Source organism: Glutamicibacter sp. V16R2B1 (assembly GCF_005774635.1).
Taxonomy (GTDB): domain Bacteria; phylum Actinomycetota; class Actinomycetes; order Actinomycetales; family Micrococcaceae; genus Glutamicibacter; species Glutamicibacter creatinolyticus.
Genome location: NZ_VATX01000007.1, coordinates 66,432 through 86,821, shown reverse-complemented (window position 1 = coordinate 86,821; position 20,390 = coordinate 66,432). Strand labels below are relative to the sequence as shown.

Below are 20,390 nucleotides of genomic sequence, written 5' to 3'. Positions count from 1 at the left end.
GGGTGGTCGCAGGAAATCCGGCCAAAGACCTCACGAAAAGCTGTCCCGCCACGTTTACATGGTGAGAGCCAATCACCAGGAGCACCATGAAGCAGCCATTCGAACAGATCGTGCAGGCCCACGGACTGAGCGTGTTGCGCGTGTGCCGCTCCCTGCTGGATGAACACCGCGCCAAGGACGCCTGGTCGGAAACCTTCCTGGCCGCCCTGCGGGCCTACCCGCAACTGGATCCGGAGGCCAACGTCCAGGCTTGGCTGGTGCGCATCGCCCACCGCAAGGCCATCGATGAGCTGCGCCGCCAGCGGGGCGAGGATCTGGAAACCGACCCCGCCGCACACGCCCCCTCGACGGAGGCCGGGCCGGAAGGCCGGGCCGAAAACCTGGAGCTGTGGCAGCTGGTCAAGCAGTTGCCGGAAAAACAACGCTTGGTCGTTGCGTACCGCTATTTGGGTGGATTGGACTACCGGCAGATCTCCCAGATTCTTTCCGGAACCCCGGAAGCAGCGCGGCGCGCCGCCGCCGACGGGATCAGCAATCTGCGACGCCGAATGGACGCCGGATCAGCAACTGGAGGAAAACCATGAGTCAGCTTGATGGCACCGCCCCGCTGAACACCCCGCCGACCGAGGTTGAGCAGCGCCTCCTGGCCAGCCTGCACGACCGGCTGGAGCAGGCCGCCCACCGGGAGCACCTTACCGACGCGGTGTACCGGATCGTGCAGTCGCCCCTGGGCCCCCTGTTGGTGGCCGCCACGGAGGTAGGGCTGGTGCGGGTGGCCTTCGCCTCGGAGGAGCACGAGCGTGTGCTGGAACAGCTCAGCGAAAGCCTGGGCGCCCGGATCCTGCGCTCGCCGGGCGCATTGGACACCGCGGCCCGGCAGCTGGAGGAGTACTTCAGCGGCCACCGCACCAGCTTCACCCTGCCGCTGGATCTGCGGCTCTCCACCGAATTCCGGCGCCGGGTCCAGCTGGAACTGGGCCACATCGGTTACGGACACACCCTGAGCTACCGGCAAATGGCCGAACGCATCGGAAAGCCTGCGGCCGTACGGGCCGTGGGGTCGGCCTGCGCCACCAACCCGCTGCCCATTGTGCTGCCCTGCCACCGGGTGCTGCGTACCGATGGTTCGCTGGGGGGCTACCTGGGCGGGCTGCAGGCCAAGCGGATCCTGCTGCAGCTGGAAAACCCGAACGGCGCGCGGCAACCCTCCACCCTGTTCTAGCTCCCCATGCGACGCCCGGGGTGCCGGCGCTTGCGTGGGAGGGCGACCGCCGATTCCACGTGAAACAACCTTGAGAGGCTGATAGCGTCACCGACGTGGTGTGATAGAGGTTTGTCGCCACGACGAGAGAATGTTCGACAAACGATTTCGTTTGCCATCCGACCCTGTTGTCCTCCCGCCAGGGTCGGGAGTACGGACCGGATCAGGCATCGATGACCAGGTCCGTGCTCGCGGTGGAGCAACAGGGCAGGAATTTTCCGGCTTCGATTTCCCGGGCCCGGATCCCGCCCTGGTGGTTCATGTCCACCTCACCGGAGAGCTTGATGACCTTGCAGGAGCCGCACATGCCCTCCTGGCAGTTGGCCCCGATGCGCACCCCGGCCTGTTTGGCGACCGGCAAAATCCGCTGGTCGGGGTCGATGCGCACCTTCAGGCCGGACTTGAGGAAGGACATGGTCAAACTGCCTTCCCCGACGGTGGCAAACTCCTGGGGGTCCGTGGGCGGTGTGCCGCCAAGGTCAGGTGGCGGCCCGGGCGCCGCATCCGATGCGGAACCACGCCCGCCCTCCTCCGTGGGCAGGGCGCCGGGTGGTCCCGGCGGCGTGGCTGGCGCCGGGTCGTACAGGCCTAGGTTCTGCTGTTCGAATTGGGATTCGGGTGCCTCGGCCATTTCCCCGGCCAGGTCCTCGGCATATGCCAACTCCTGCTGGTATTCCAGGCGGGTCTGCCGGCCCCCCGAGAAGAACTCCATGTGGATGGAGGTGTCGTCAACCCCCACCTCCAGCAGCAATTTGGCCGCGTTGTTCAGGTACCCCTCTGGGCCGCACGCATAGACGTGGCGGCCGTTCGCGTCCGGGGCCACCTGCTCAATCATGTGGCAGGTCAGTCGTCCCAGCATCCATTCCCAGTCCCCGGGCACGGAGCGGTCCCCCAGGGAGTAGTACACCGTGATGCGTTCATCGACCGCCGCAATGTACTCCAGTTCCTTGGCAAATCCGAACCCGCCGGGTTCGGCTCCGTGATACAGCACCACGACGTCGGCCTGGCCGGGCAGGGCGTGGATGGTGCGCACCATGGAGATGATCGGGGTGATGCCCGCCCCGGCGGCCAGGAAGAGAAAGCGCGCGCGGCGCTCGGCGTCGGGCAGGTGGAAGGCGCCAATCGGGCCGAGCATCTCCAGCACGGTGCCCGGGCGCACGTGCCGGTGCACCCACGGGGAGACCAGACCCTGTTCCTCGCGCTTGACGGTGATGTTAAAGGTCCAGGGTTCGGTGGGCGCACTGGAAATCGAATAGTTCCGGTCGACTGGTTCCTGGCCTTCCCCGTGAACGGGAAAGGCGATGTTCAGGTACTGGCCGGAGCGGAACGCCAGCGGGGCCCCGTCGGTACGGCGGAAGACGAAGGTCATCATGCCCCCGGCCTCGGGGATCGTTTCCAAGCATTCGGCGCTGAATTCCTGCGGATGCCAGGGGCCCAGGGCGCGGGCGGCACCGGCGGCCTGGTTCGTGGCCCGCAACACCCGGTTCCAGGGCATCTCCAGGCCGCGGATGCGCTGGATGCCGGAGGCACGGATGCTCGTGGTGGTGACCGTCATGCCAGATGCTCCCGCATCCGCTGCACGTACCAGTTGATGAACGCCTCCACCTGGTACTCGCTTTTCATGTAGGGCCCGGGCTCGTAGGCGGGACTGGCGGCACCGGCCTGGCACAACTCCACGAAGGCCTTGTCCTGCAGGTTGGTCTGCTTCCAGGTGTGCGTCAGGGACTCCACCTCGTAATCCACCCCGGCCTGCGCGTCGTCGGCCACCAGCCAGGTGGTGCGCACCAGGGTCTGGTGTTCGTTGATGGGGAAGACCGCAAAGGTGATGACGTGGTCACCAAGCAGGTGGAACCAGCTGTTGGGCTGAATGTGCAGCGAGCAGCGGCCGAGGCGGAAATCTGGGAGGTCGCCGAGCAGTTTCTTGGACAGCCGGCGCCCGGTGGGCGAGAAGGATTCGCCCTGTCCGTCCAACGGTTCGCGCGAGACGCGGAACCCGGCCGCCCGGGTATCCAACTCCTCGATGACCGCATAGGGCAGCCCATAGCGTCGGCAGCGTTCCTCCAGTGCGCCCTGCGCCTGTTGGTTCCGGTCCCAGACCTCGACCAGGTGCGGCGGCACCGTGCTCTCATTCAGGCCCCAGGTGGGGAAGAGCGCGCAGGCCAGCTCCGGGTGGCCATCGCAGTGGTAGCACTCGCGGTTGTTCTCCATCACCAGCTTCCAGTTGCCCTGTTCAACAATGTTCTGCTGGTAGGCCACCTTGGTGCGGGACAGATCATGGGGCGCGAGGTAGGGCTCGAAGACGGCCGCGGCCCGGTCAAAGTCCTCGGGCGGCTCGGGGGACAGGCAGACGAAGATCAGTCCGGCATAAACCCTGCTGTGTGCCCGTTTCAGCGCGAAACAGCCCTTGTCGAAATCCACTTCCCCGGGGGCCGAGGCGTGAATCAGTTCCCCGTCCTGGGAGTAGGTCCAGGAATGGTAGCCGCACACCAGGTTGCCGGTCGAGCCGGAGGCCTCGGTCAGCACCCGCGCGCCGCGGTGTCGGCACACGTTGTGCAGGACGTTGATTTGCCCGTCGTCCTTGCGCAGGATGATCAGCGAGCTGGGGCCGAAGTCCACGGTGATGTAGTCTCCGGGCTCCGGGATTTCCGCGACACTGGCGGCGTAGAGCCACTGGGTGCCGAAGATTCCCTCCATGTCCAGGGCGAAGAGGGTCGGGTCGGTGTAGAACGGCGCATTGAGCGAATACCCCGAGCGGCGCCGGGCGAAGAGCTGGCGTATTTCCTCCAGCTGCCCGGCGGGCAGGGCAGTGGCAAGGCTGCCGCGGGCCGTGCGCGGCGCATTCATCGAAACAGACATGGGCGGTTCCTTGGAAGGGGGGCGGAAGGGGAGCCTGTCAGCGGCCGCGGCATGGCGGGGACCGCAACGTGAACGGATGTTGTACCGATCACATTAGATGCTGTGAAAGTGCAATAAAAGCGCAAAAACCTGCCGATCATCGTGCACAATATCCGCATGATCGATGCCCGTCTCCACACGCTGCGCGTGTTCGCCACCTGCGGCACCGTGGCGGCCACGGCCGAGCTCACCGGCTACTCCCCGTCGGCGGTCTCCGCGCAGCTGCGCGAACTGCAGCGCTCGCTGGGCATTGAGCTGCTGGTCCGTGACGGGCGGGGCGTACGGCTCACCGCGGCCGGTCGGCACCTGGTGGCCGGTTCGGATGACCTGGTCGCGCAGTGGGAGGGGCTGCGCGCCGCGGCCCTGCGCGCCGATGAGCAGGTGCCGGCGCAGTTTGGCCTGGGCGGGTTCTCCAGTGCCGCCGCGCAGCTGCTTGCCCCGCTGGCCGCCGCGCTGCGCGAAACCCGGCCCACCCTGGCGGTGCGCCTGATCGAGGCCAGCCCGGCACGCTGCTACGAGCTGCTGGTGGCCGAACGCATTGACCTGGCGGTCGTGGTGGCCATGCAGGCAGACACCGTGGGGGAGGAGGACCCCCGCTTTGAGCAGACGTTCCTGCTCAACGATCCGCTGGACGTGTTGGTCCCGGCCGGGCATCGGCTGGCCGAGCGGGTCTCGGTGCGCCTGGAGGAGCTGGCCTCCGAACCCTGGATTACCGACACCGTCGGATCCACCTACCGGGCGCTGTTTACGGCGGCCTTCACCGCGGTGGGCGCCACCCCGCGCATTGCCCACGAGTCCCTGGAGTGGGAGACCATGATCGCCTTCGTCGGCGCCGGGCTCGGGGTGGGCCTGTTGCCGCGGCTGGCACCCATCGGTGGGCATGAGGATGTGCGCAGGCTGCGACTGACCGGGCCAGGACGCCCCACCCGACGCATCGTCGCCGCCGCGCGGCGCGGCAGCATGGACTCCCCGCTGATCGGTCAATGCCTGCAGATCCTGCAGGGGAGGGCGCGCAGCATCCTGGACGAGCGGCTGGACGAGGAGACGTAGGCCGCGCCGACCACGGAGCGCACCCTTGACACCCCCTGTGACGCAGAGCACACTGTTGCTAGGTTGGACTCATTTATCCAACTTATATTTAACAAGGCGGAGGTTCTCAGGTGGGAAACAAGGCAGTGAGCTACGCAGGGCCGGGCAAGGTCGAGGTCGTCGACACCCCCTATCCGGAATTCGTCCTGCGCGACGGGCCCGGGGTGCACCCAGACAACGTCGGACGCAAGGTGGAGCACGGGGTGATCCTGCGAACCATTGCCACCAACATCTGCGGTTCGGACCAACACATGGTGCGCGGACGCACCACCGCCCCTTCGGGCCTGGTGCTCGGGCATGAAATCACCGGTGAAGTCATCGAGGTGGGGCGGGACGTCGAGTTCGTCAAGGTCGGGGACGTCGTCTCGGTTCCGTTCAACATCTCCTGCGGACGGTGCCGCAACTGCAAGGAAGGCAAGACCGGCATCTGCCTAAACGTGAACCCGGACCGTCCCGGCTCCGCCTACGGGTACGTGGACATGGGCGGCTGGGTGGGTGGCCAGGCCGAATACGTGCTCGTTCCCTACGCGGACTGGAACGTGCTGAAGTTCCCCGACCGCGACCAGGCGATGGAGAAGATCCTGGACCTGGCGATGCTCTCGGACATTTTCCCCACCGGGTACCACGGGGCCGTGGGCGCCGGGGTGGGTGTGGGATCAACCGTGTACGTGGCCGGCGCCGGCCCGGTGGGCCTGGCCGCCGCCACCTCCGCCCAGCTGCTGGGCGCCGTGGTGGTCATCGTCGGGGACCTGAACGCCGACCGGTTGGCCCAGGCCCGCAGCTTCGGCTGCGAAACCGTGGATGTCTCCCAGGGCGACCCCGGTGAGCAGATAGAACAGATCCTGGGCGTGCCGGAGGTGGAGTGCGGGATCGACGCGGTCGGGTTTGAGGCCCGCGGCCACGGCCACGAGGCGGCCACCGAGCAGCCGGCCACGGTGCTGAACTCGCTGATGGAGATCACCCGCGCCGGTGGCCACCTGGGGATCCCGGGGCTGTACGTCACCGGGGATCCGGGTGCCGCCGATGAGGCGGCGAAGGTCGGTTCGCTGTCGATGCGCTTCGGCCTGGGCTTCGCCAAATCCCACACCTTCGTCACCGGACAGTGCCCGGTGATGAAGTACCACCGCGGGCTGATGCACGCGATCCTGACCGACAAGGTGTCCATTGCCAGGAACGTGAACGCAACGACCATTTCCCTGGATGAGGCCCCGGCCGGGTACGCGGCCTTCGACGAGGGGGCGGCACAAAAATTCGTGCTGGACCCGCACGGCCTGATTCGCGGCTAAACGCCGAAGGCGGGCGCAATGCGGGGGCGCGGGGGCGGGGAGGCGAGGAATTTCACATCCCCGCCCCTGGCACTGCATGGCACAAGGGCAAAAAGCGTTCTGGTGGGAACGGGATCGGGGGCAAAAAAGACCGTGGGGCTTGACCTGACTTGCCTGCATCCAACAGTATTGAACGCAGACCTTAGGGCCGCGGTGGGCCGTGTTGGCCGTTGTCGCATGCATCTGAACGGTGGGCTCGCCGATCTTCGAAGCGCCGCCGTTTCCGGCCCCTGCCGTCTGCCGGCCCGCCCGACTGGGGCCATGCAACCGTTCCGCTGCCACCGCCTGGCAGCCTGCCGTCCGGAGCGCGCTGCCGCCGAGTCGATGATTTCCCCGTCGGCAGCGCCGTCCTGCCAGTGAAGGAAGAACGTAATGAAGCCAAGTGATCAATCGATCCAGGAGCTCGTGGGTGAGCTGCACACAGCTCGCAAACGCCGCCCCCGGAAATACACCGCCTCCGGCACCGACTACTGGGTGTTCGGCATTGCCGGCTGCCTGGCCCTGGCGTTCATCGCCTGGGGGTTCGTTTCCCCCGAGGGCCTGGGCGCAGTGGCCGGCAAGGCACTGGATTGGGTGATCACCAACACCGGCTGGCTGTTCGTCATCGCCGCCTCGGTGTTCGCGGTCTTCGTGATCGTGCTCGCTTCGAAGAACTTCGGGCGCATCCCGCTGGGCAAGGACGGGGAAAAGCCCGAATTCAGCACGGTCTCCTGGATCTCGATGATGTTTGCCACCGGCATGGGCATTGGCCTGGTGTTCTACGGGGTGGGCGAACCGCTGTTCTTCTACATGTCCCCGCCGCCGGGAACCGTGGAGGGGCAGACCGATGCGGCGCTGAGCACCGCAATGGGCACCACCTTGTTCCACTGGACGCTCTACCCGTGGGCGATGTACGCCATTGTGGGCCTGGGCATGGCCTACGGCAGCTTCCGCCTGGGCCGCCCGCAGCTGTTCTCCTCCATGTTCTCCTCGATCTTCGGCGAGCGCGCCATCCACGGCTGGGGCGGACGCACCATCAACATCCTGGCCATCCTGGCCACGCTGTTCGGCTCGGCCTGTTCGCTGGGCCTGGGCGCCCTGCAGATCGGCGGCGGCATCCAGGCCACCGGCGTGATGGAGAACGTCGGCTCGGGCATCCTGGTGATCATCATTGCCATCCTCACCGCCCTGTTCGTGGCCTCCGCGGTCTCCGGCATTGAGCGCGGCATCCAGTGGCTGTCCAACACCAACATGGTGCTGGCCCTGGTTCTGGCGCTGATTGTCTTCATCGGCGGCCCGACCCTGTTCATCCTGAACGTCATCCCGAACGCGATTGGCGCGTTCATCCGCGACCTGCCGGAAATGGCCTCGCGCACCGCGGCCTCCACCGACGGGACCATGGCCGACTGGCTTTCGTCCTGGACCGTGTTCTACTGGGCCTGGTGGGTGTCATGGACCCCGTTCGTGGGTCTGTTCATTGCCCGCATCTCCCGTGGGCGCAGCATCCGCCAGTTCGTCACCGGCGTGCTGCTGGTGCCCTCGACCGTGACCCTGCTGTGGTTCGCGATCTTTGGCGGCGGCGCAATCGGCCTGCAGGAACGCGCGCAGCGTTCGGGGGATTCGGGCCAGGCGCTGGCCAGCATTGTTGACGGCGCCCCGGACATCAACTTCGACCTGGTGCTCTTCGACCTGCTGGAGAAGCTGCCGGTGCCCGGCTGGGTGGCGGTGGTGCTGATGGTGGTCACGGTGCTGCTGATCGCGATCTTCTTCGTCACCGGCGCCGACTCGGCCTCCATCGTGATGGGAGCGCTCAGTGAGCGCGGGGCTGAACACCCGACCCGCAAGTCCGTGATCTTCTGGGGCGTCGCGGTGGGCGCCGTGGCGGCGGTGATGCTGCTGGCCGGCGGGGACCACCCGGCGGCGGCCCTGAACGGGCTGAAGAACATCACGATTGTCTCGGCTCTGCCCTTCGTGCTGGTGATGCTGCTGCTGTGCGTGGCCATCTGGAAGGATCTGAGCCGCGACCCGCTGGTCATCCAGAACAAGGTGGCCCGTGAGGTGCTGGAGCAGTCGGTGGCCGAGGGCGTGGAACGCCATGAGGGCGGGCACTTCAGCCTGATGACGACCGAAATCGACATCATCACCATCGAACGGGCCCCGGCCCCGCACGACACGATCGTCTACGAGGAGGGGCAGCAGCCGCCGGCCAAGCCGGTGACCGATGAGGACCGTCCCGACCCGGAAGGGGAGAACCCGCGGACCGGGGACGATGACCCGCAGTCCGATGGCACTGATCCCCGGAAATAGCCGGCCCACCGGCTAGGCACCGGCCGGGCGTACGCCCCGGCGGGCACCACAACGGCCTTGCCCCGCCCCGCGCAGCTCACTGCGTGGGGCGGGGCAAGGCCGTTGTTCTCCAAGAGGCTCAGGCCAGCGGGCCCGGCGCCTAGCGGTGGCGGCAGATTTGCTCCAGCTTCGCGATGCATGACTCGTTTTGCAGGCTGGTGGTGTCACCCAGTTCGGTGCCCTGGAACAGCTGGGTCAGCAGCCGGCGCATGATCTTTCCGGAGCGGGTCTTGGGCACGTCCGGGACCAGCACCACGTCCCGCGGCTTGGCGATCGGGCCGATCTGCCGGCGCACGGTCTCCCGCAGCTCTGCCACGAACGCCTCGCGCCTCGCCGCGGTGGCCGCATCCGGTGCGGCCGCGACCAGCGACTGGTCCAGCGGCACCACGAACGCGGTGGCCGCGTGCCCGGTGGTGGCATCCGGGGTGGGGCACACCCCGGCCTCCACGACGCCCGGATGGGTGACCAGCGCCGATTCGATTTCAATGGTGGACAGCCGGTGCCCGGAGATGTTGATGACGTCATCGGTGCGTCCCAGGATCCAGATGTCCCCATCCGCATCGAACCGGGCCCCGTCCCCGGCCAGGAACCAGCCCTGCTCGGCGTACTGCTTCCAGTAGCTGGTGTAGTAGCGCCGCGCATCGCCCCACACGGTGCGGGCCATTGCCGGACCGGTGCGGGTGATGACGATGTTGCCCTGTTCGCCGGGGGCCACACGTGTTCCCTGGGCGTCCACGATGTCCACCGCGACCCCCGGGGTGGCTCGCGCGGCACAGCCGGGCTTGAAGCCGGTGTCGGTGGGCCGCGGGGAGAGGATCGTCGCCCCGGACTCGGACTGCCACCAGGTGTCCACCATGGGGATGCCTTCGGCGGTGTTGCGTCCCACTTCGGTGCGCAGCCAGCGCCAGGCTTCCGGGTTCACCGCCTCGCCCACGGTGCCGCCCACCCGGATGGAGGACAGGTCATAGTGTGCCGGGATGCCGTCGGGGAACCAGCCCATGAGCGAACGCACCAGGGTGGGGGCCGTGTAGTAGCTGGTGACCTTGTAGCGTTCGATGATCTCAAAATGCCGTCCCGGGTGCGGGGCGTTGGGCACCCCCTCGTAGATCACCTGGGTGACCCCGTTGGCCAGCGGACCATAGATTTCGTAGGTGTGGGCGGTGACCCAGGCCAGGTCCGCCGTGCACCAGTGCACGTCCAGCTCGCGCAGCGCCGGGTCCGGGTTCGCGAACAACAGGTTGTGGCTGTAGGCGGCCTGGGTCAGGTAGCCGCCGGTGGTGTGCACCAGCCCCTTGGGCTTGCCGGTGGTCCCGGAGGTGTACATGATGAACAGCGGGGTTTCGGCGTCAAAGGCCTGGGCCTGGTGTTCGGTGGGCTGGCTGTCCACCAGCTCGTGCCACCACACGTCCCGTCCCTCGGTCCAGGCGATGTCGCACCCGGTGCGCCGGATCACCAGCACGTTCTCAATGTTGTTCTCCCCGGCCACCGCCGCGTCCGCGTTGTCCTTGACCGGGACGGCGGCGCCGCGGCGAAACTGGCCGTCCGTGGTGACCAGCAGCTTCGCTGCGGTGTCCTCGACCCGGAACTTCAGGGCCGCGGCGGAGAACCCGCCGAAAACCAGGGAGTGGATCGCGCCAATGCGGGCGCAGGCCAGGGTGATGACCACCGTCTCCACCAGCACCGGCAGGTAGATGACCACCCGGTCACCCTTCCCGATCCCCAGTTCGGTCAGCGCGTTCGCGGCCTGGCATACCCGTTCGGCCAGTTCCCGGTAGGTGACGGTCTCCCGGTCCCCGGGTTCCCCCTCGAAGTACAGGGCCACCTTCTCACCGCGGCCGGCCGCCACATGACGGTCCGCGCAGTTCACGGCGGCGTTCAGCGTGCCGCCCAGGTACCAGGAAATCTGCGGGCCGCGTTCGGCGGCGGGGTCGGCGGCAACGATCCGGGAGGTGGTGTGCCATCGGGTGTCCCAGTCCAGCAGGTTCGCCGCTTCATCCCAGAAGCGCTGGCGGGTGGCTTCGTCGGTGCTTTCCTCGGAGGTCAGGTCGATGGTTGTCATCGAAGAAAATCCTTTACACGTGGTCGCGGGCCCTAGGCCCAGCGGGCAATGGCCTTGCGTTCGGCGATGGACAGCAGGGCATCGGTGAGTTTGCCGAAGATCGCCAGCAAGATGATGGTCAGGATCAGGCGGTCAATGCGCCCATTGTTTTGGGAATCGGTGAGCAGGAACCCCAGGCCCATGGAGGCGCCGAGCAGTTCGGCCGCCACCAGGAACAGCCATGCCTGGGCCAGGGCCAGGCGCAGCCCGGAGAAGATCGCGGGAACCACGGCCGGCAGCTGAACGGTGCGCAGCAGGCGCAGGCCCCGGTAGCCAAAGGAGCGGGCCGCCTCCACCAGCTGGGGATCCACGTGGCGCAGCGCCAGGGAGACGGTGGTGAAGACCGGGAAGAAGGCGCCGATGATGATCAGGGTGACCTTGGAGTCCTCACCCATCTTCATCCACAGCACCAGCAGCGGAACCCAGGCCAGTGACGGGACCGCGCGCAGCGCCCCGATGCTCAGGCTCAGCAGGGCATCGGCCAGCTTCGATAGTCCCACCAGGGCACCGAAGACCAGGCCCAGCAGCGAACCGGCGGCAAAGCCCAACAGGACCCGCTGGGCGGAGATGCCTATGTGGGTCCACAGCTCACCGCGCTCCAGCAGGTCAACGGCGGCGGTGATGACGGAGGCCGGGGTAGGCAGCGCATAGGAGGGCACCAGTCCGCTTGTCGTGGCCAACTGCCACGCCACCAGGACCAGGGCGGGGACAACCAGGCCCACCAGCCAGTGCGGGAGCCCCAGCAGTGCGGCGAGCAGCCCGGCGCGCGGGGCATCGGCTTGTGTGGTGGCCGGCTGCTGGTCAACAGGAGCGGTCATCGCCTATTCACCCGCAATCTGTGAGGCATCGGCCTGCCGGGCAAACTGGTCGTCAACCAGGGTGTCCAGTGCGGCGTCCACCTCGGCTTGGCTCTTCACATCGCCGCTGTCGACAAACACCGGCCCAATGTTGCCCAGCACCTGAACGAACTTCTCGCCCGGGACCGCCGCCACGTCGAGGTTGGATCGCTCGGAGATGACCGTGTCGGCGACCTGAGCGTCCAGTCCGGCGACATCGGCCAGGATCTGTGCGGTTTCCTCCGGGTGGCTGCCGGCCCACTGGCGCGCCTTCTCATAGGCGTCAACCACGGTCTGCGCCACTTCCGGGCTGTCCTTGAGGAAGTCCTCACGGGCGTTGAGCGCCCCATAGGTGTTGAAGTCCAGGTTGCGGTACAGCAGGCGTGCCCCGTCCTGTTCGGCGGACGCCATGATCGGGTCCAGTCCGCTCCAGGCATCCACCGAGCCGTTGGCCAAAGCGGTGCGCCCGTCGGCGTGCTGCACGTTCTGCAACGTGATGTCCTTTTCCCCCAATCCCGCCTCCTGCAGGGCCTGCAGCAGGAAGAAGTAGGGGTCGGTGCCCTTGGTGGCCGCGACCTGCTTGCCCTTCAGGTCGGCGACCGAGGAAACCGGTGAATCCTTGCCCACGACCAGTGCTGACCATTCGGGCTGCGAGTACAACGCGATCGTCTTGATCGGGGAACCGTTGGAGCGGGCCAGCAGGGCGGCGGATCCGGCGGTGGAGCCCACGTCGATGGCGTCCGCACGCAGTGCCTCGTTGGCCTTGTTTGACCCGGCCGACTGGATCCATTCGACGCTGATGCCGTCGTCGGCCAGCGCATCCTCCAGCCATCCCTTTTCCTTCAGCACCAGGCTCAGGGGGTTGTAGGTCGCATAGTCGAGGGTCAGGGTCTCACCGGCAGCGGCGTTCTCCCCGGCGCAGCCGCTGAGGCTGCTCGCGGCCAATGCGACGGCGGCGAAGGTGAATGCGCAACGGCGGGACAGGGTGAATTTTGACATGGGAATCCTTAGCGGGTGGGTTCGGCGGCGCACGGGAGGAGGCCCGGACGCAAGGGGGAGGGGTGGGCAGGAAGGCGACGCGGCGCGGGGGTTAATGGCCCGACGGGTTGACACCGAGCAGCTGCAGCAGATGCGCGCGCTGGGTGGTGAATCCGGAACCCGTCCGGTTGCGGGGCCTGGGGGAGTTCAGGGTCAGGTCCTCGATGACCCCGGCCCCGTTCTGCTTCTGCTCCGCGTTCGGCCGCCGGTGCCCCAGGACAATGACGCGGTCGGCCAGGCTCAGGGCCTCGTCCACGTCATGGGTGACCATCAGCACCGTGGTCGGGAACGAACGGTGGATCTCCAGCAGCAGATCCTGCATTTTCAGGCGGGTCAGGGCATCCAGCGCGCCGAACGGTTCGTCCAGCAGCAGGACCCCGGGGCGCCGTGCCAGGGCGCGGGCCAGTGAAACGCGCTGGGCCATGCCCCCGGAAATCTCGCGCGGACGAAGTTCCGCCGCGTGGGTGAGTTCGGTCAGTTCCAGCAGCTCGGCGATCAGCTCGCGGCCGGCCTGGGCTGTCAGCTGCGGAGACAGGCCCAGGGCGATGTTCTGGCGCACCGTCCGCCACGGCAGCAACCGGGGTTCCTGGAACGCCACCGCACAGCGGTCATCGATTCCCTCCACGGCGTGGCCGCCAATGCGGACCTGGCCGACACTGGGGTGATCCAGGCCGCTGACGGTGCGCAGCAGTGTGGACTTGCCGCAGCCGCTGGCGCCCAGGATGGCCACCACCTGACCGGCGGTGATCTGCAGGTCGATGCCCGACAGGACCGTGCGGGTCTGCCGTCCTGCGGTGAACGAACGCCCCAGGTTGTGGAACTGAACCGATCGGGCAGTGGATGGCGCCACGGGTGTGGGCGACACAAGGACAGTACTCATTGTCATCTCCATCGCTTCTGGCGTTAGCACCGTCCATGCAGGAAGAGGCCTTCTCCCCGTCATGGTGGTTGCTGCGGCGTCAACGAGCCAGATCTCTCGGCCGCTCGGGATGGTTACGCCACCATGTAATCGTCCCGAACGGATGGAAGGCAAATCGTTCGTAATGTGACGAATCTTCGAAGCATACGTTTCTGGGGCCGGTAATTCTGGTATTTCTTTGATCCCTTGTGGATTCTGCATCATTCTGCCGCTTGACGGGGTCAGGCTGTAACGTCCTGCCCATTCGCGCGATCCGGGCGTTCGACGTCATCTGCGCTTCATGCCCCGAAATATGACGCCAAGCCTTGAGCCGGCTTCGTCACCGCCGGTACAAATGAGATGAACCATCCAGAGCGGCCGAGAGATCTGGCTCCACGACGCCGCAGCAACCACCCCATGCGGGCCGGTGCTACCGCCAGGACCGATGGAAGAATTGAGGCTCTTGCATGTCATTCGGCGAACCCCAACCGGACTTCAACGCGCTGTCCGACCCTGCCCAGGCCCCTGCCGGCAACGCCGTGGACCTGGACCAGCACCCCGAGCAGCTGCCCGAGCGGCAGCTGCTGAAGATCACCCCGGGGCCTGGGGCCGACGAACAATATGAACGCCTGGCCGCCACCTTCCGACCGGTCTTCGCGCAAATCGCCGAGGGCGCGGCCCACCGGGACCGGGAGCGCATCCTGCCCTTTGAGCAAGTGGGGCTGCTGAACCGGGAACGCTTCGGGGCCCTGCGCGTCCCGGTGGACCGCGGCGGGTACGGTGCCCGCATGTCCGATGTCTTCCGCCTGCTGATTGAACTGGCCGAAGCCGACTCCCACATCGCCCAGCTCTGGCGTGCCCACCTGGCCTTCGTCGAAGACGTGCTGGCCTTCGAGGACCAGTCGCTGCAGGCCAAATGGCTGGAGCGGATCTCAGCCGGGCACATTGTGGGCAACGCCTACACCGAACGCGGCGGCAACCGGCTGGGCAGCCTGAACACCACGGCCACCGAGCACGAGGGCCGCTGGTTCGTCACCGGGGAGAAGTACTACTGCACCGGGACCATCTTTGCCGACTGGACCATGGTGGCCGTGGCCCACCCGCAGCTGCCCGGTCGGCAGATCGCCGTCGTGGCCACCCAGCATTCCGGGGTGCGGATCCTGGATGACTGGGACGGGTTCGGCCAGCAGCTGACGGGCACCGGCACCACCACGTTCGAGCGGGTCCCGGTGGACAGCTTCATCCCGCAGCATGAGAACGACACCGAATCGGCGGTCTTCCAGCTGGTGCTGCTGGCCGTGCAGGCCGGCGTGGCCCGCGCGGCGCTGAATGACCTGCGCTCCTCGGTCCAGCTGCGCACCCGCAGCTTCAGCACCGGCACCGGGGTCCCGGTCCGCCACGAACCGCAGGTCCTGCAGGTCGTGGGGGAGGTCTCGGCCGAGGTCTTCGCCATCGAGTCGGTGGTGATGGGCGCCGTGCTGGAGGTCGAGGCCGCCCTGGCCGACGCCAACCTGAGCCCCGCCGAACGCTATGCGGTGTGCGAGTTGGCCGCCAACCGCGCCCAATCGGTCACCCAGCCGCTGACCATCGGGGTGACCAGCAAGCTCTTTGACCCGCTGGGCGCCTCGGCCACCAAGGCCAGCTGCAACATGGACCGGCACTGGCGCAACGCCCGCACCATCGCCACCCACAACCCCGCCATCTACAAATCCCGCATCGTGGGCGACTACGAGATCAACGCGGTGCCCCCGGTGCGGCTGAACGCCACCGGGGACGTCCCCGCCCCGGGCCAGGTCAGCTTCCGCTAGTCCCGCCCGCCACCATCGAATCAAACCCCCGAAAGAAGGACCGCCATGAGCCGCACACCCCGCGAAATCCTGTTCAACGCCTTTGACATGAACTGCGTCGCCCACCAGTCGCCCGGACTCTGGCGCCACCCGCAGGACCAAGCCGCAAGCTACAACACCCTGGGCTACTGGACCCACCTGGCCAAGGTGCTGGAAAAGGGCAAGTTCGACGGGCTGTTCATCGCCGATGTGCTGGGCACCTATGACGTCTACAACGGCACCAACGAATCCCCGCTGCGCACCGGCGCCCAGGCCCCGGTCAACGACCCGATTCTGCTGGTCTCCGCCATGGCCGCGGTCACCGAGAACCTCGGCTTCGGCATCACCGCGGGCACCGCCTACGAGCACCCGTACCCGTTCGCCCGCCGCCTGGCCACCCTGGACCACCTCACCGGGGGCCGGGTCGGCTGGAACGTGGTCACCGGCTACCTGCCCTCCGCCGCGCGCAACATGGGCCAGGAAGACCAGATGGAGCACGACGAACGCTACGACCACGCCGATGAGTACCTGGAAGTGGTGTACAAGCTGCTGGAGGGCTCCTGGGAAGATGACGCGGTCAAGGCCGACAAGGTCAGCGGCATCTACACCAACCCGGAGCAGGTGCACCCGATCAACCATGAGGGCAAGTACTTCAAGGTTCCGGGCATCGCCATCACCGAACCGAGCACCCAGCGCACCCCGGTGATCTACCAGGCCGGGGCCTCCAGCCGCGGGGTGAAGTTCGCGGCCGAGAACGCCGAGGCCGTCTTCGTCACCTCGCCGACCCGGGAAATGCTCAAGGCCACCGTCACCAAGATCCGTGACGCCGCCGAGGCCGCCGGCCGGGACCGCTACGACATCAAGATCTTCGCCATGCAGACCATCATCACCGGCCAGGACTCGGCCACCGCGCAGGCGAAGTACGAGGACTACAAGTCCTACGCTGACGTCGAGGGGGCACTGGTGCTGATCTCCGGGTGGATGGGGGTGGACCTCTCGGCCTACGACCCGGACGACGTGATCGGCTCGAACGTGAAGTCCAACGCGATCCAGTCTTCCGTGGAGACCTTCCAGAAGGCCAGCGGCGACGAGGGCTCACCGTGGACCATCCGGCAGCTGGCCGAGTGGGTCGGCGTGGGCGGTTTCGGCCCGATCACCGTCGGTTCGGGCGCCGAGGTGGCCGAGAAGCTGATCGACTGGGTGGACTACACCGACGTGGACGGGTTCAACCTCGCCTACGCGATCACCCCGGGAACCTTTGAGGACATCGTCGAGTATGTGGTTCCCGAACTGCAGGCCCGCGGCGCCTACAAGACCGAGTATGCCGAAGGCTCGCTGCGCAACAAGCTCTTCGGTGCCGGCGACCGGGTCAAGGACACCCACCGCGCCGCCCAGTACAAGATCGCCAACCGCCTGGCTGCCGCCCGCTAGCGGCCAGCGGTGAACAGGGCGGCGCGGCCGCGGAAAAACCCGTCACTGGTCTTTCCGCGGCCGCGCCGCCTTCGGTGTGGATGCGCGGGAGCTACTTGTGCTTCTTGTGTCCCTTCAGCTGCTTCACCACCATCGCCGAGCCGCCCCCGCGCCGGGTCGGTTCGGCCGCGGCGGTCAGCTTGCCCCGCGGGCCGATCTCCACGGCCGCCACCGCACCGATCTCCGCCTGCGGGGTAAAGGAATCCCCGGACGGCACGAACTGGTGGCCGAAGGGCTCCAGCATCCGGGCATCATCGGCAATGAACTCCGGTTCGGCGGTGACCGCGGTAGTGTTGCGCTGTGAGGCGCGCGGCGCGGCAATCGCCTCGGGAAGCTCCATGCCCAGATCCACGCGGTTGACCAGGGTCTGCAGCACCGTGGTGATGATCGTCGAGCCGCCCGGGGAGCCAACCGCCAGCACCGGCTTGCGGTCCTTGAGCACAATGGTCGGCGCCATGGAGGAGCGCGGCCGCTTGCCCGGCTCGATGCGGTTCGGGTCGGCCGGATCGTAGACGGTGGAGAAGTCGGTCAACTCGTTGTTGAGCAGGAACCCGCGGCCCGGCACCACGATGCCCGAACCGCCGGTCTGTTCAATGGTCAGCGTGTAGGACACGACGTTGCCCCACCGGTCGGCCACCGACAGGTGCGTGGTCGAGATGTTCTCCGTGTCCTTCTCCTGCGCCACCACACCGGCTTCGGTGGGGCACCGCCCGTCATAATTGGCGGCATCGCCCGGCGCTACCGGTTTCACGGAGGCGCGCTGCGGATCCAGGGCGCAGGCCCGCTCGGCCCCGAAGAGTCGGTCGGTCAGCTGGCGGGTGGGCACATCGACGAATGCCGGATCCCCGACGTATTTGCCGCGGTCGGCAAACGCCAGGGCGCTGGCCTCCAGGTAGTGGTGCAGCGCGTCGGGTCGCGGCATCGTTGAAAGCTGGAACCGATTCAGGATGTTCAGGGCCTCGCCGACCGTGGTGCCCCCACTGCTGGAGGGGGCCATCCCGTAGACGTCCAGGCCGCGATAGTTCACCCTGGTCGGCTTCTGCTTCACGACCTTGTAGCGTGCCAGGTCCGCGGCGGTCATGTGGCCGGCAGGCACGGGCAGCTCGGTTCCCGGCACCACCGGCGGGGCCTGCACGGTCGCGGCGATCTGCTCGGCGAGCTCACCGCGGTAGAACGAGTTGATGCCACGGCGCGCAATCATGCGATAGGTCTTGGCCAAATCGGGGTTCTTGAACACGGTGCCCACCTTGGGGGCATCCCCTCGGGGAAGGTACAGCTTCCTGGTGGACTCGAAGGCCTCGAACCGCTCCTTGTTATCCAGGGTTTGCTCGCGGAACGTCTCATCCACGACGAAGCCGCGCGTGGCCGTCTTGATGGCCGGCTGCAGGGCCTTTCCCAGGCTCATCGTTCCCCAGCGGTCAAGTGCCTCATCCCAGGTGGCCAGCGTGCCGGGCACGCCCACGGACACCCCGCTGGTCACCAGCTCCGGGGTGAAGGGGTAGGGGCTGCCGGTCTGCGGATCAATGAAGGCGTCGTGGGGCATGGCGGCCGGGGCGGTTTCCCGACCGTCCAGCGTGCTGATCTTCCGGGTGTCGGCGTCGTAGTACATGAAGTAGCCTCCGCCGCCAATGCCAGCGCTGTAGGGTTCGGCGACTCCCAGTGTCGCGGCGGCGGCCACCGCCGCGTCCACGGCGTTGCCGCCGCGGCGCAACACGGAAATCGCCGCGGAAGAGGCCTCCGGGTCGACGGTGGCCACGGCGCCACCGTAACCGGTGGCGGTGGCTTGCTTCTCGGTTTGGCGTGGTTCCGCCTGGGCCGGCGCCAGACTGAGCGCGGTCAAGCCCAACGCCAGGCTGATCGCGCAGGCTGGGGCGCGAAGTGATCGTGGGTGCACAGCTACCCGCTCCTTGGGGGTTGATGGGTTCTGACCCCCTCAAGCTAGGCGAAGTGCACCACATCCAATGGAAGTGAGACGCATCACATTCCAAAAGTTGTGGTTGCCCTGAGGAACCGGCTTTCGGCGCAGTGCCTCCGGGGCGGGGCAGTCCTTCGGAGAGGAGCCAGCGGTTTCTGCGCACGAAGCACCATATGCCTTTCCCGCCGATTTTTGCGCGCAACCTTGGTTCCGGGCAGAGGCAATGAAAGGCCCCTGTGCAGCGCCGGCCCATGGCGGAAAGCACTAGGCTTGGGGCCATGGATTCCTCGGCCTCCCGGCTCCCGCCGGTCGACCTCGCGCGGGCAAGACAATTGTGGGGCGACTATGTGCTTTGGGCAGGGGGCGGGGTCCTGCGACCCGAGGTGTTGCCTGTCGTTGACTACTTCGGGGACAGTCCCGCATTGGCCGATGCGTTGCTGCGCGCAGTTTCCGACGGGGATAAGCGCGCAACCTCGAGCCTGGAGAACGAGTACACGGCAAGCGGTGAACCGTTGCCGGAGGCAGGCGCCTATTGGCTAGCCTGCGATTCCACCGGTACGGCGCGTCTCATCCTGCAGACCACCGAGGTCACCTTGGCGGCCTTTGACCACGTGGACGCCGATTTCGCCTTTGCCGAAGGGGAGGATGACCGCTCGTTGGCCAGCTGGCGCCGCGAGCATGAGAAGTACTGGCGTCGCACCCAGCGGGCTGCTGGACACCAATGGGATCCGACCCTGACGTCGCAGCCGGGTTTCCGGGTCGTGCTTGAGCGTTTCGTTGTCGCCTGGCCTATGGGCCCCGGCAGGGCGTAGCCCCCAGCGGTTTTTCCGCGCCGGTGGATCTGCCGGCTCGTGGATGAGGAATCTGCACAGGGTTTCACAGGGCTCCAACTGCGGGACAAGGCCAAGCCGGCCCGGCCCTGCGGCTGCTGCACGGTACTGCCCCCGGTCCGCGGAGGCGTGTAAAACCCGCGCCACCCACTACAGCGGGCGCGGTGGCACCGGCGCCACCCTGCCGGAGGAATTGTCAAGGATCTGCGGTTTTCGCCTTCACACAATGACTTACCGGCGCGTGTGACCCCATTGTTACGGTGCTGCCGAGCCTTTGTCGCCTCCTCGGTGGCGATGTGACGTCGATGTTTCGTCATGGTTGGTCACATGAATGTCCCCGCCGCACACTGAAATCACCCGGAACACCCACCGGAACAACACCATCCAGAGCGACTGAGAGACCTGGCTCGTTGACGTCGCAGCAACCACCCCGACGGGGAGCGGTGCTAAGGCCAGGACCGATGGAGATTGCTAGATTTCGCAACGGTCCCCGCACACGGGCGGATGTCTGCCTGTTTTGCCTCCCTTCGCGGGAGGGACCTGAATTCAGCGTGCTCCTCGGGCTAAACCGAGAGGAACACGGA

15 protein-coding genes and 3 riboswitches are annotated in these 20,390 nt (G+C 67.0%); of the genes, 8 read left to right on the top strand and 7 right to left on the bottom strand.

The genetic code is table 11. The annotated features are described in order from the left end of the window. Nucleotides 1-86: 86 nt before the first annotated feature. Both FDN03_RS04515 and FDN03_RS04510 read left to right on the top strand, forming a co-directional pair. Nucleotides 87-584: a sigma-70 family RNA polymerase sigma factor gene (locus FDN03_RS04515; RefSeq protein WP_138174527.1), complete on the top strand. Its 498-nt coding sequence runs from the start codon at nt 87-89 to the stop codon at nt 582-584. Continuing rightward, nucleotides 581-1,222 (top strand): methylated-DNA--[protein]-cysteine S-methyltransferase, encoded by a 642-nt coding sequence (locus FDN03_RS04510; RefSeq protein WP_138174525.1) that lies wholly within the window; start codon nt 581-583, stop codon nt 1,220-1,222. The genes FDN03_RS04515 and FDN03_RS04510 overlap by 4 nt, the downstream gene beginning before the upstream one ends. A gap of 202 nt (nt 1,223-1,424) precedes the next feature. Here FDN03_RS04510 and FDN03_RS04505 read toward each other — a convergent pair whose 3' ends face one another. Beyond that, nucleotides 1,425-2,816 carry an iron-sulfur cluster-binding domain-containing protein gene (locus FDN03_RS04505; RefSeq protein ID WP_138174523.1) on the bottom strand — a complete coding sequence of 464 codons (1,392 nt, stop codon included), beginning with the start codon at nt 2,814-2,816 and terminating at the stop codon, nt 1,425-1,427. After that, the gene (locus FDN03_RS04500; protein WP_138174521.1) at nt 2,813-4,117 is read right to left on the bottom strand and encodes an aromatic ring-hydroxylating dioxygenase subunit alpha; all 1,305 of its coding nucleotides are present in this window, start codon (nt 4,115-4,117) and stop codon (nt 2,813-2,815) included. The genes FDN03_RS04505 and FDN03_RS04500 overlap by 4 nt, the downstream gene beginning before the upstream one ends. A gap of 156 nt (nt 4,118-4,273) precedes the next feature. On the opposite strand from FDN03_RS04500, the gene FDN03_RS04495 reads away from it, so the two are divergent. From FDN03_RS04495 to FDN03_RS04485, 3 genes are all read left to right on the top strand, one after another. After that, a complete protein-coding gene (locus FDN03_RS04495) occupies nt 4,274-5,206 on the top strand; it encodes a LysR family transcriptional regulator (protein WP_138174518.1) in 933 nt (310 codons plus the stop codon). A 110-nt stretch (nt 5,207-5,316) separates the two neighbouring features. Next, nucleotides 5,317-6,531, top strand: coding sequence for a formaldehyde dehydrogenase, glutathione-independent (fdhA, locus tag FDN03_RS04490; RefSeq protein WP_138174516.1), 1,215 nt, complete (start codon nt 5,317-5,319; stop codon nt 6,529-6,531). A 411-nt stretch (nt 6,532-6,942) separates the two neighbouring features. Continuing rightward, nucleotides 6,943-8,856 carry a BCCT family transporter gene (locus FDN03_RS04485; RefSeq protein WP_138174514.1) on the top strand — a complete coding sequence of 638 codons (1,914 nt, stop codon included), beginning with the start codon at nt 6,943-6,945 and terminating at the stop codon, nt 8,854-8,856. Nucleotides 8,857-8,995: 139 nt separating this feature from the next. On the opposite strand, the gene acs is transcribed toward FDN03_RS04485, so the two are convergent. From acs to FDN03_RS04465, 4 genes are all read right to left on the bottom strand, one after another. Next, entirely contained in the window at nt 8,996-10,954 is a 1,959-nt protein-coding gene (gene acs / locus FDN03_RS04480) for an acetate--CoA ligase (protein ID WP_138174512.1), read from the bottom strand. Between the two features lie 32 nt (nt 10,955-10,986). After that, the gene (locus tag FDN03_RS04475) at nt 10,987-11,811 is read right to left on the bottom strand and encodes an ABC transporter permease (RefSeq protein WP_138174510.1); all 825 of its coding nucleotides are present in this window, start codon (nt 11,809-11,811) and stop codon (nt 10,987-10,989) included. A gap of 3 nt (nt 11,812-11,814) precedes the next feature. Next, the gene (locus tag FDN03_RS04470; RefSeq protein WP_138174508.1) at nt 11,815-12,828 is read right to left on the bottom strand and encodes an aliphatic sulfonate ABC transporter substrate-binding protein; all 1,014 of its coding nucleotides are present in this window, start codon (nt 12,826-12,828) and stop codon (nt 11,815-11,817) included. A gap of 91 nt (nt 12,829-12,919) precedes the next feature. Next, entirely contained in the window at nt 12,920-13,747 is an 828-nt protein-coding gene (locus FDN03_RS04465) for an ABC transporter ATP-binding protein (protein WP_138174506.1), read from the bottom strand. Nucleotides 13,748-13,752: 5 nt separating this feature from the next. Beyond that, nucleotides 13,753-13,863, bottom strand: a riboswitch (SAM riboswitch). Between the two features lie 264 nt (nt 13,864-14,127). Continuing rightward, a riboswitch (SAM riboswitch) is annotated at nt 14,128-14,217 on the top strand. A gap of 15 nt (nt 14,218-14,232) precedes the next feature. On the opposite strand from FDN03_RS04465, the gene FDN03_RS04460 reads away from it, so the two are divergent. Beyond that, nucleotides 14,233-15,573, top strand: coding sequence for an acyl-CoA dehydrogenase family protein (locus FDN03_RS04460; protein WP_138174504.1), 1,341 nt, complete (start codon nt 14,233-14,235; stop codon nt 15,571-15,573). A 45-nt stretch (nt 15,574-15,618) separates the two neighbouring features. Continuing rightward, the gene (locus FDN03_RS04455) at nt 15,619-17,022 is read left to right on the top strand and encodes an LLM class flavin-dependent oxidoreductase (RefSeq protein WP_138174502.1); all 1,404 of its coding nucleotides are present in this window, start codon (nt 15,619-15,621) and stop codon (nt 17,020-17,022) included. A 91-nt stretch (nt 17,023-17,113) separates the two neighbouring features. On the opposite strand, the gene ggt is transcribed toward FDN03_RS04455, so the two are convergent. Next, a complete protein-coding gene (gene ggt / locus FDN03_RS04450; RefSeq protein WP_138174500.1) occupies nt 17,114-18,955 on the bottom strand; it encodes a gamma-glutamyltransferase in 1,842 nt (613 codons plus the stop codon). 368 nt (nt 18,956-19,323) lie between these two features. Between ggt and FDN03_RS04445 the strand changes: the two genes are divergently transcribed. Further along, entirely contained in the window at nt 19,324-19,788 is a 465-nt protein-coding gene (locus FDN03_RS04445) for an ASCH domain-containing protein (RefSeq protein ID WP_249354281.1), read from the top strand. 395 nt (nt 19,789-20,183) lie between these two features. Beyond that, a riboswitch (SAM riboswitch) is annotated at nt 20,184-20,274 on the top strand. The last annotated feature ends 116 nt before the right edge of the window (nt 20,275-20,390 follow it).

Bases quoted from the DNA above. Each gene is read 5' to 3' on its own strand.
- FDN03_RS04515 (WP_138174527.1), top strand. From the start codon at position 87: ATGAAGCAGCCATTCGAACAGATCGTGCAGGCCCACGGACTGAGCGTG.
- FDN03_RS04510 (WP_138174525.1), top strand. From the start codon at position 581: ATGAGTCAGCTTGATGGCACCGCCCCGCTGAACACCCCGCCGACCGAG.
- FDN03_RS04505 (WP_138174523.1), bottom strand. From the start codon at position 2,816: ATGACGGTCACCACCACGAGCATCCGTGCCTCCGGCATCCAGCGCATC.
- FDN03_RS04500 (WP_138174521.1), bottom strand. From the start codon at position 4,117: ATGTCTGTTTCGATGAATGCGCCGCGCACGGCCCGCGGCAGCCTTGCC.
- FDN03_RS04495 (WP_138174518.1), top strand. From the start codon at position 4,274: ATGATCGATGCCCGTCTCCACACGCTGCGCGTGTTCGCCACCTGCGGC.
- FDN03_RS04485 (WP_138174514.1), top strand. From the start codon at position 6,943: ATGAAGCCAAGTGATCAATCGATCCAGGAGCTCGTGGGTGAGCTGCAC.
- acs (WP_138174512.1), bottom strand. From the start codon at position 10,954: ATGACAACCATCGACCTGACCTCCGAGGAAAGCACCGACGAAGCCACC.
- FDN03_RS04475 (WP_138174510.1), bottom strand. From the start codon at position 11,811: ATGACCGCTCCTGTTGACCAGCAGCCGGCCACCACACAAGCCGATGCC.
- FDN03_RS04470 (WP_138174508.1), bottom strand. From the start codon at position 12,828: ATGTCAAAATTCACCCTGTCCCGCCGTTGCGCATTCACCTTCGCCGCC.
- FDN03_RS04465 (WP_138174506.1), bottom strand. From the start codon at position 13,747: ATGAGTACTGTCCTTGTGTCGCCCACACCCGTGGCGCCATCCACTGCC.
- FDN03_RS04460 (WP_138174504.1), top strand. From the start codon at position 14,233: ATGTCATTCGGCGAACCCCAACCGGACTTCAACGCGCTGTCCGACCCT.
- FDN03_RS04455 (WP_138174502.1), top strand. From the start codon at position 15,619: ATGAGCCGCACACCCCGCGAAATCCTGTTCAACGCCTTTGACATGAAC.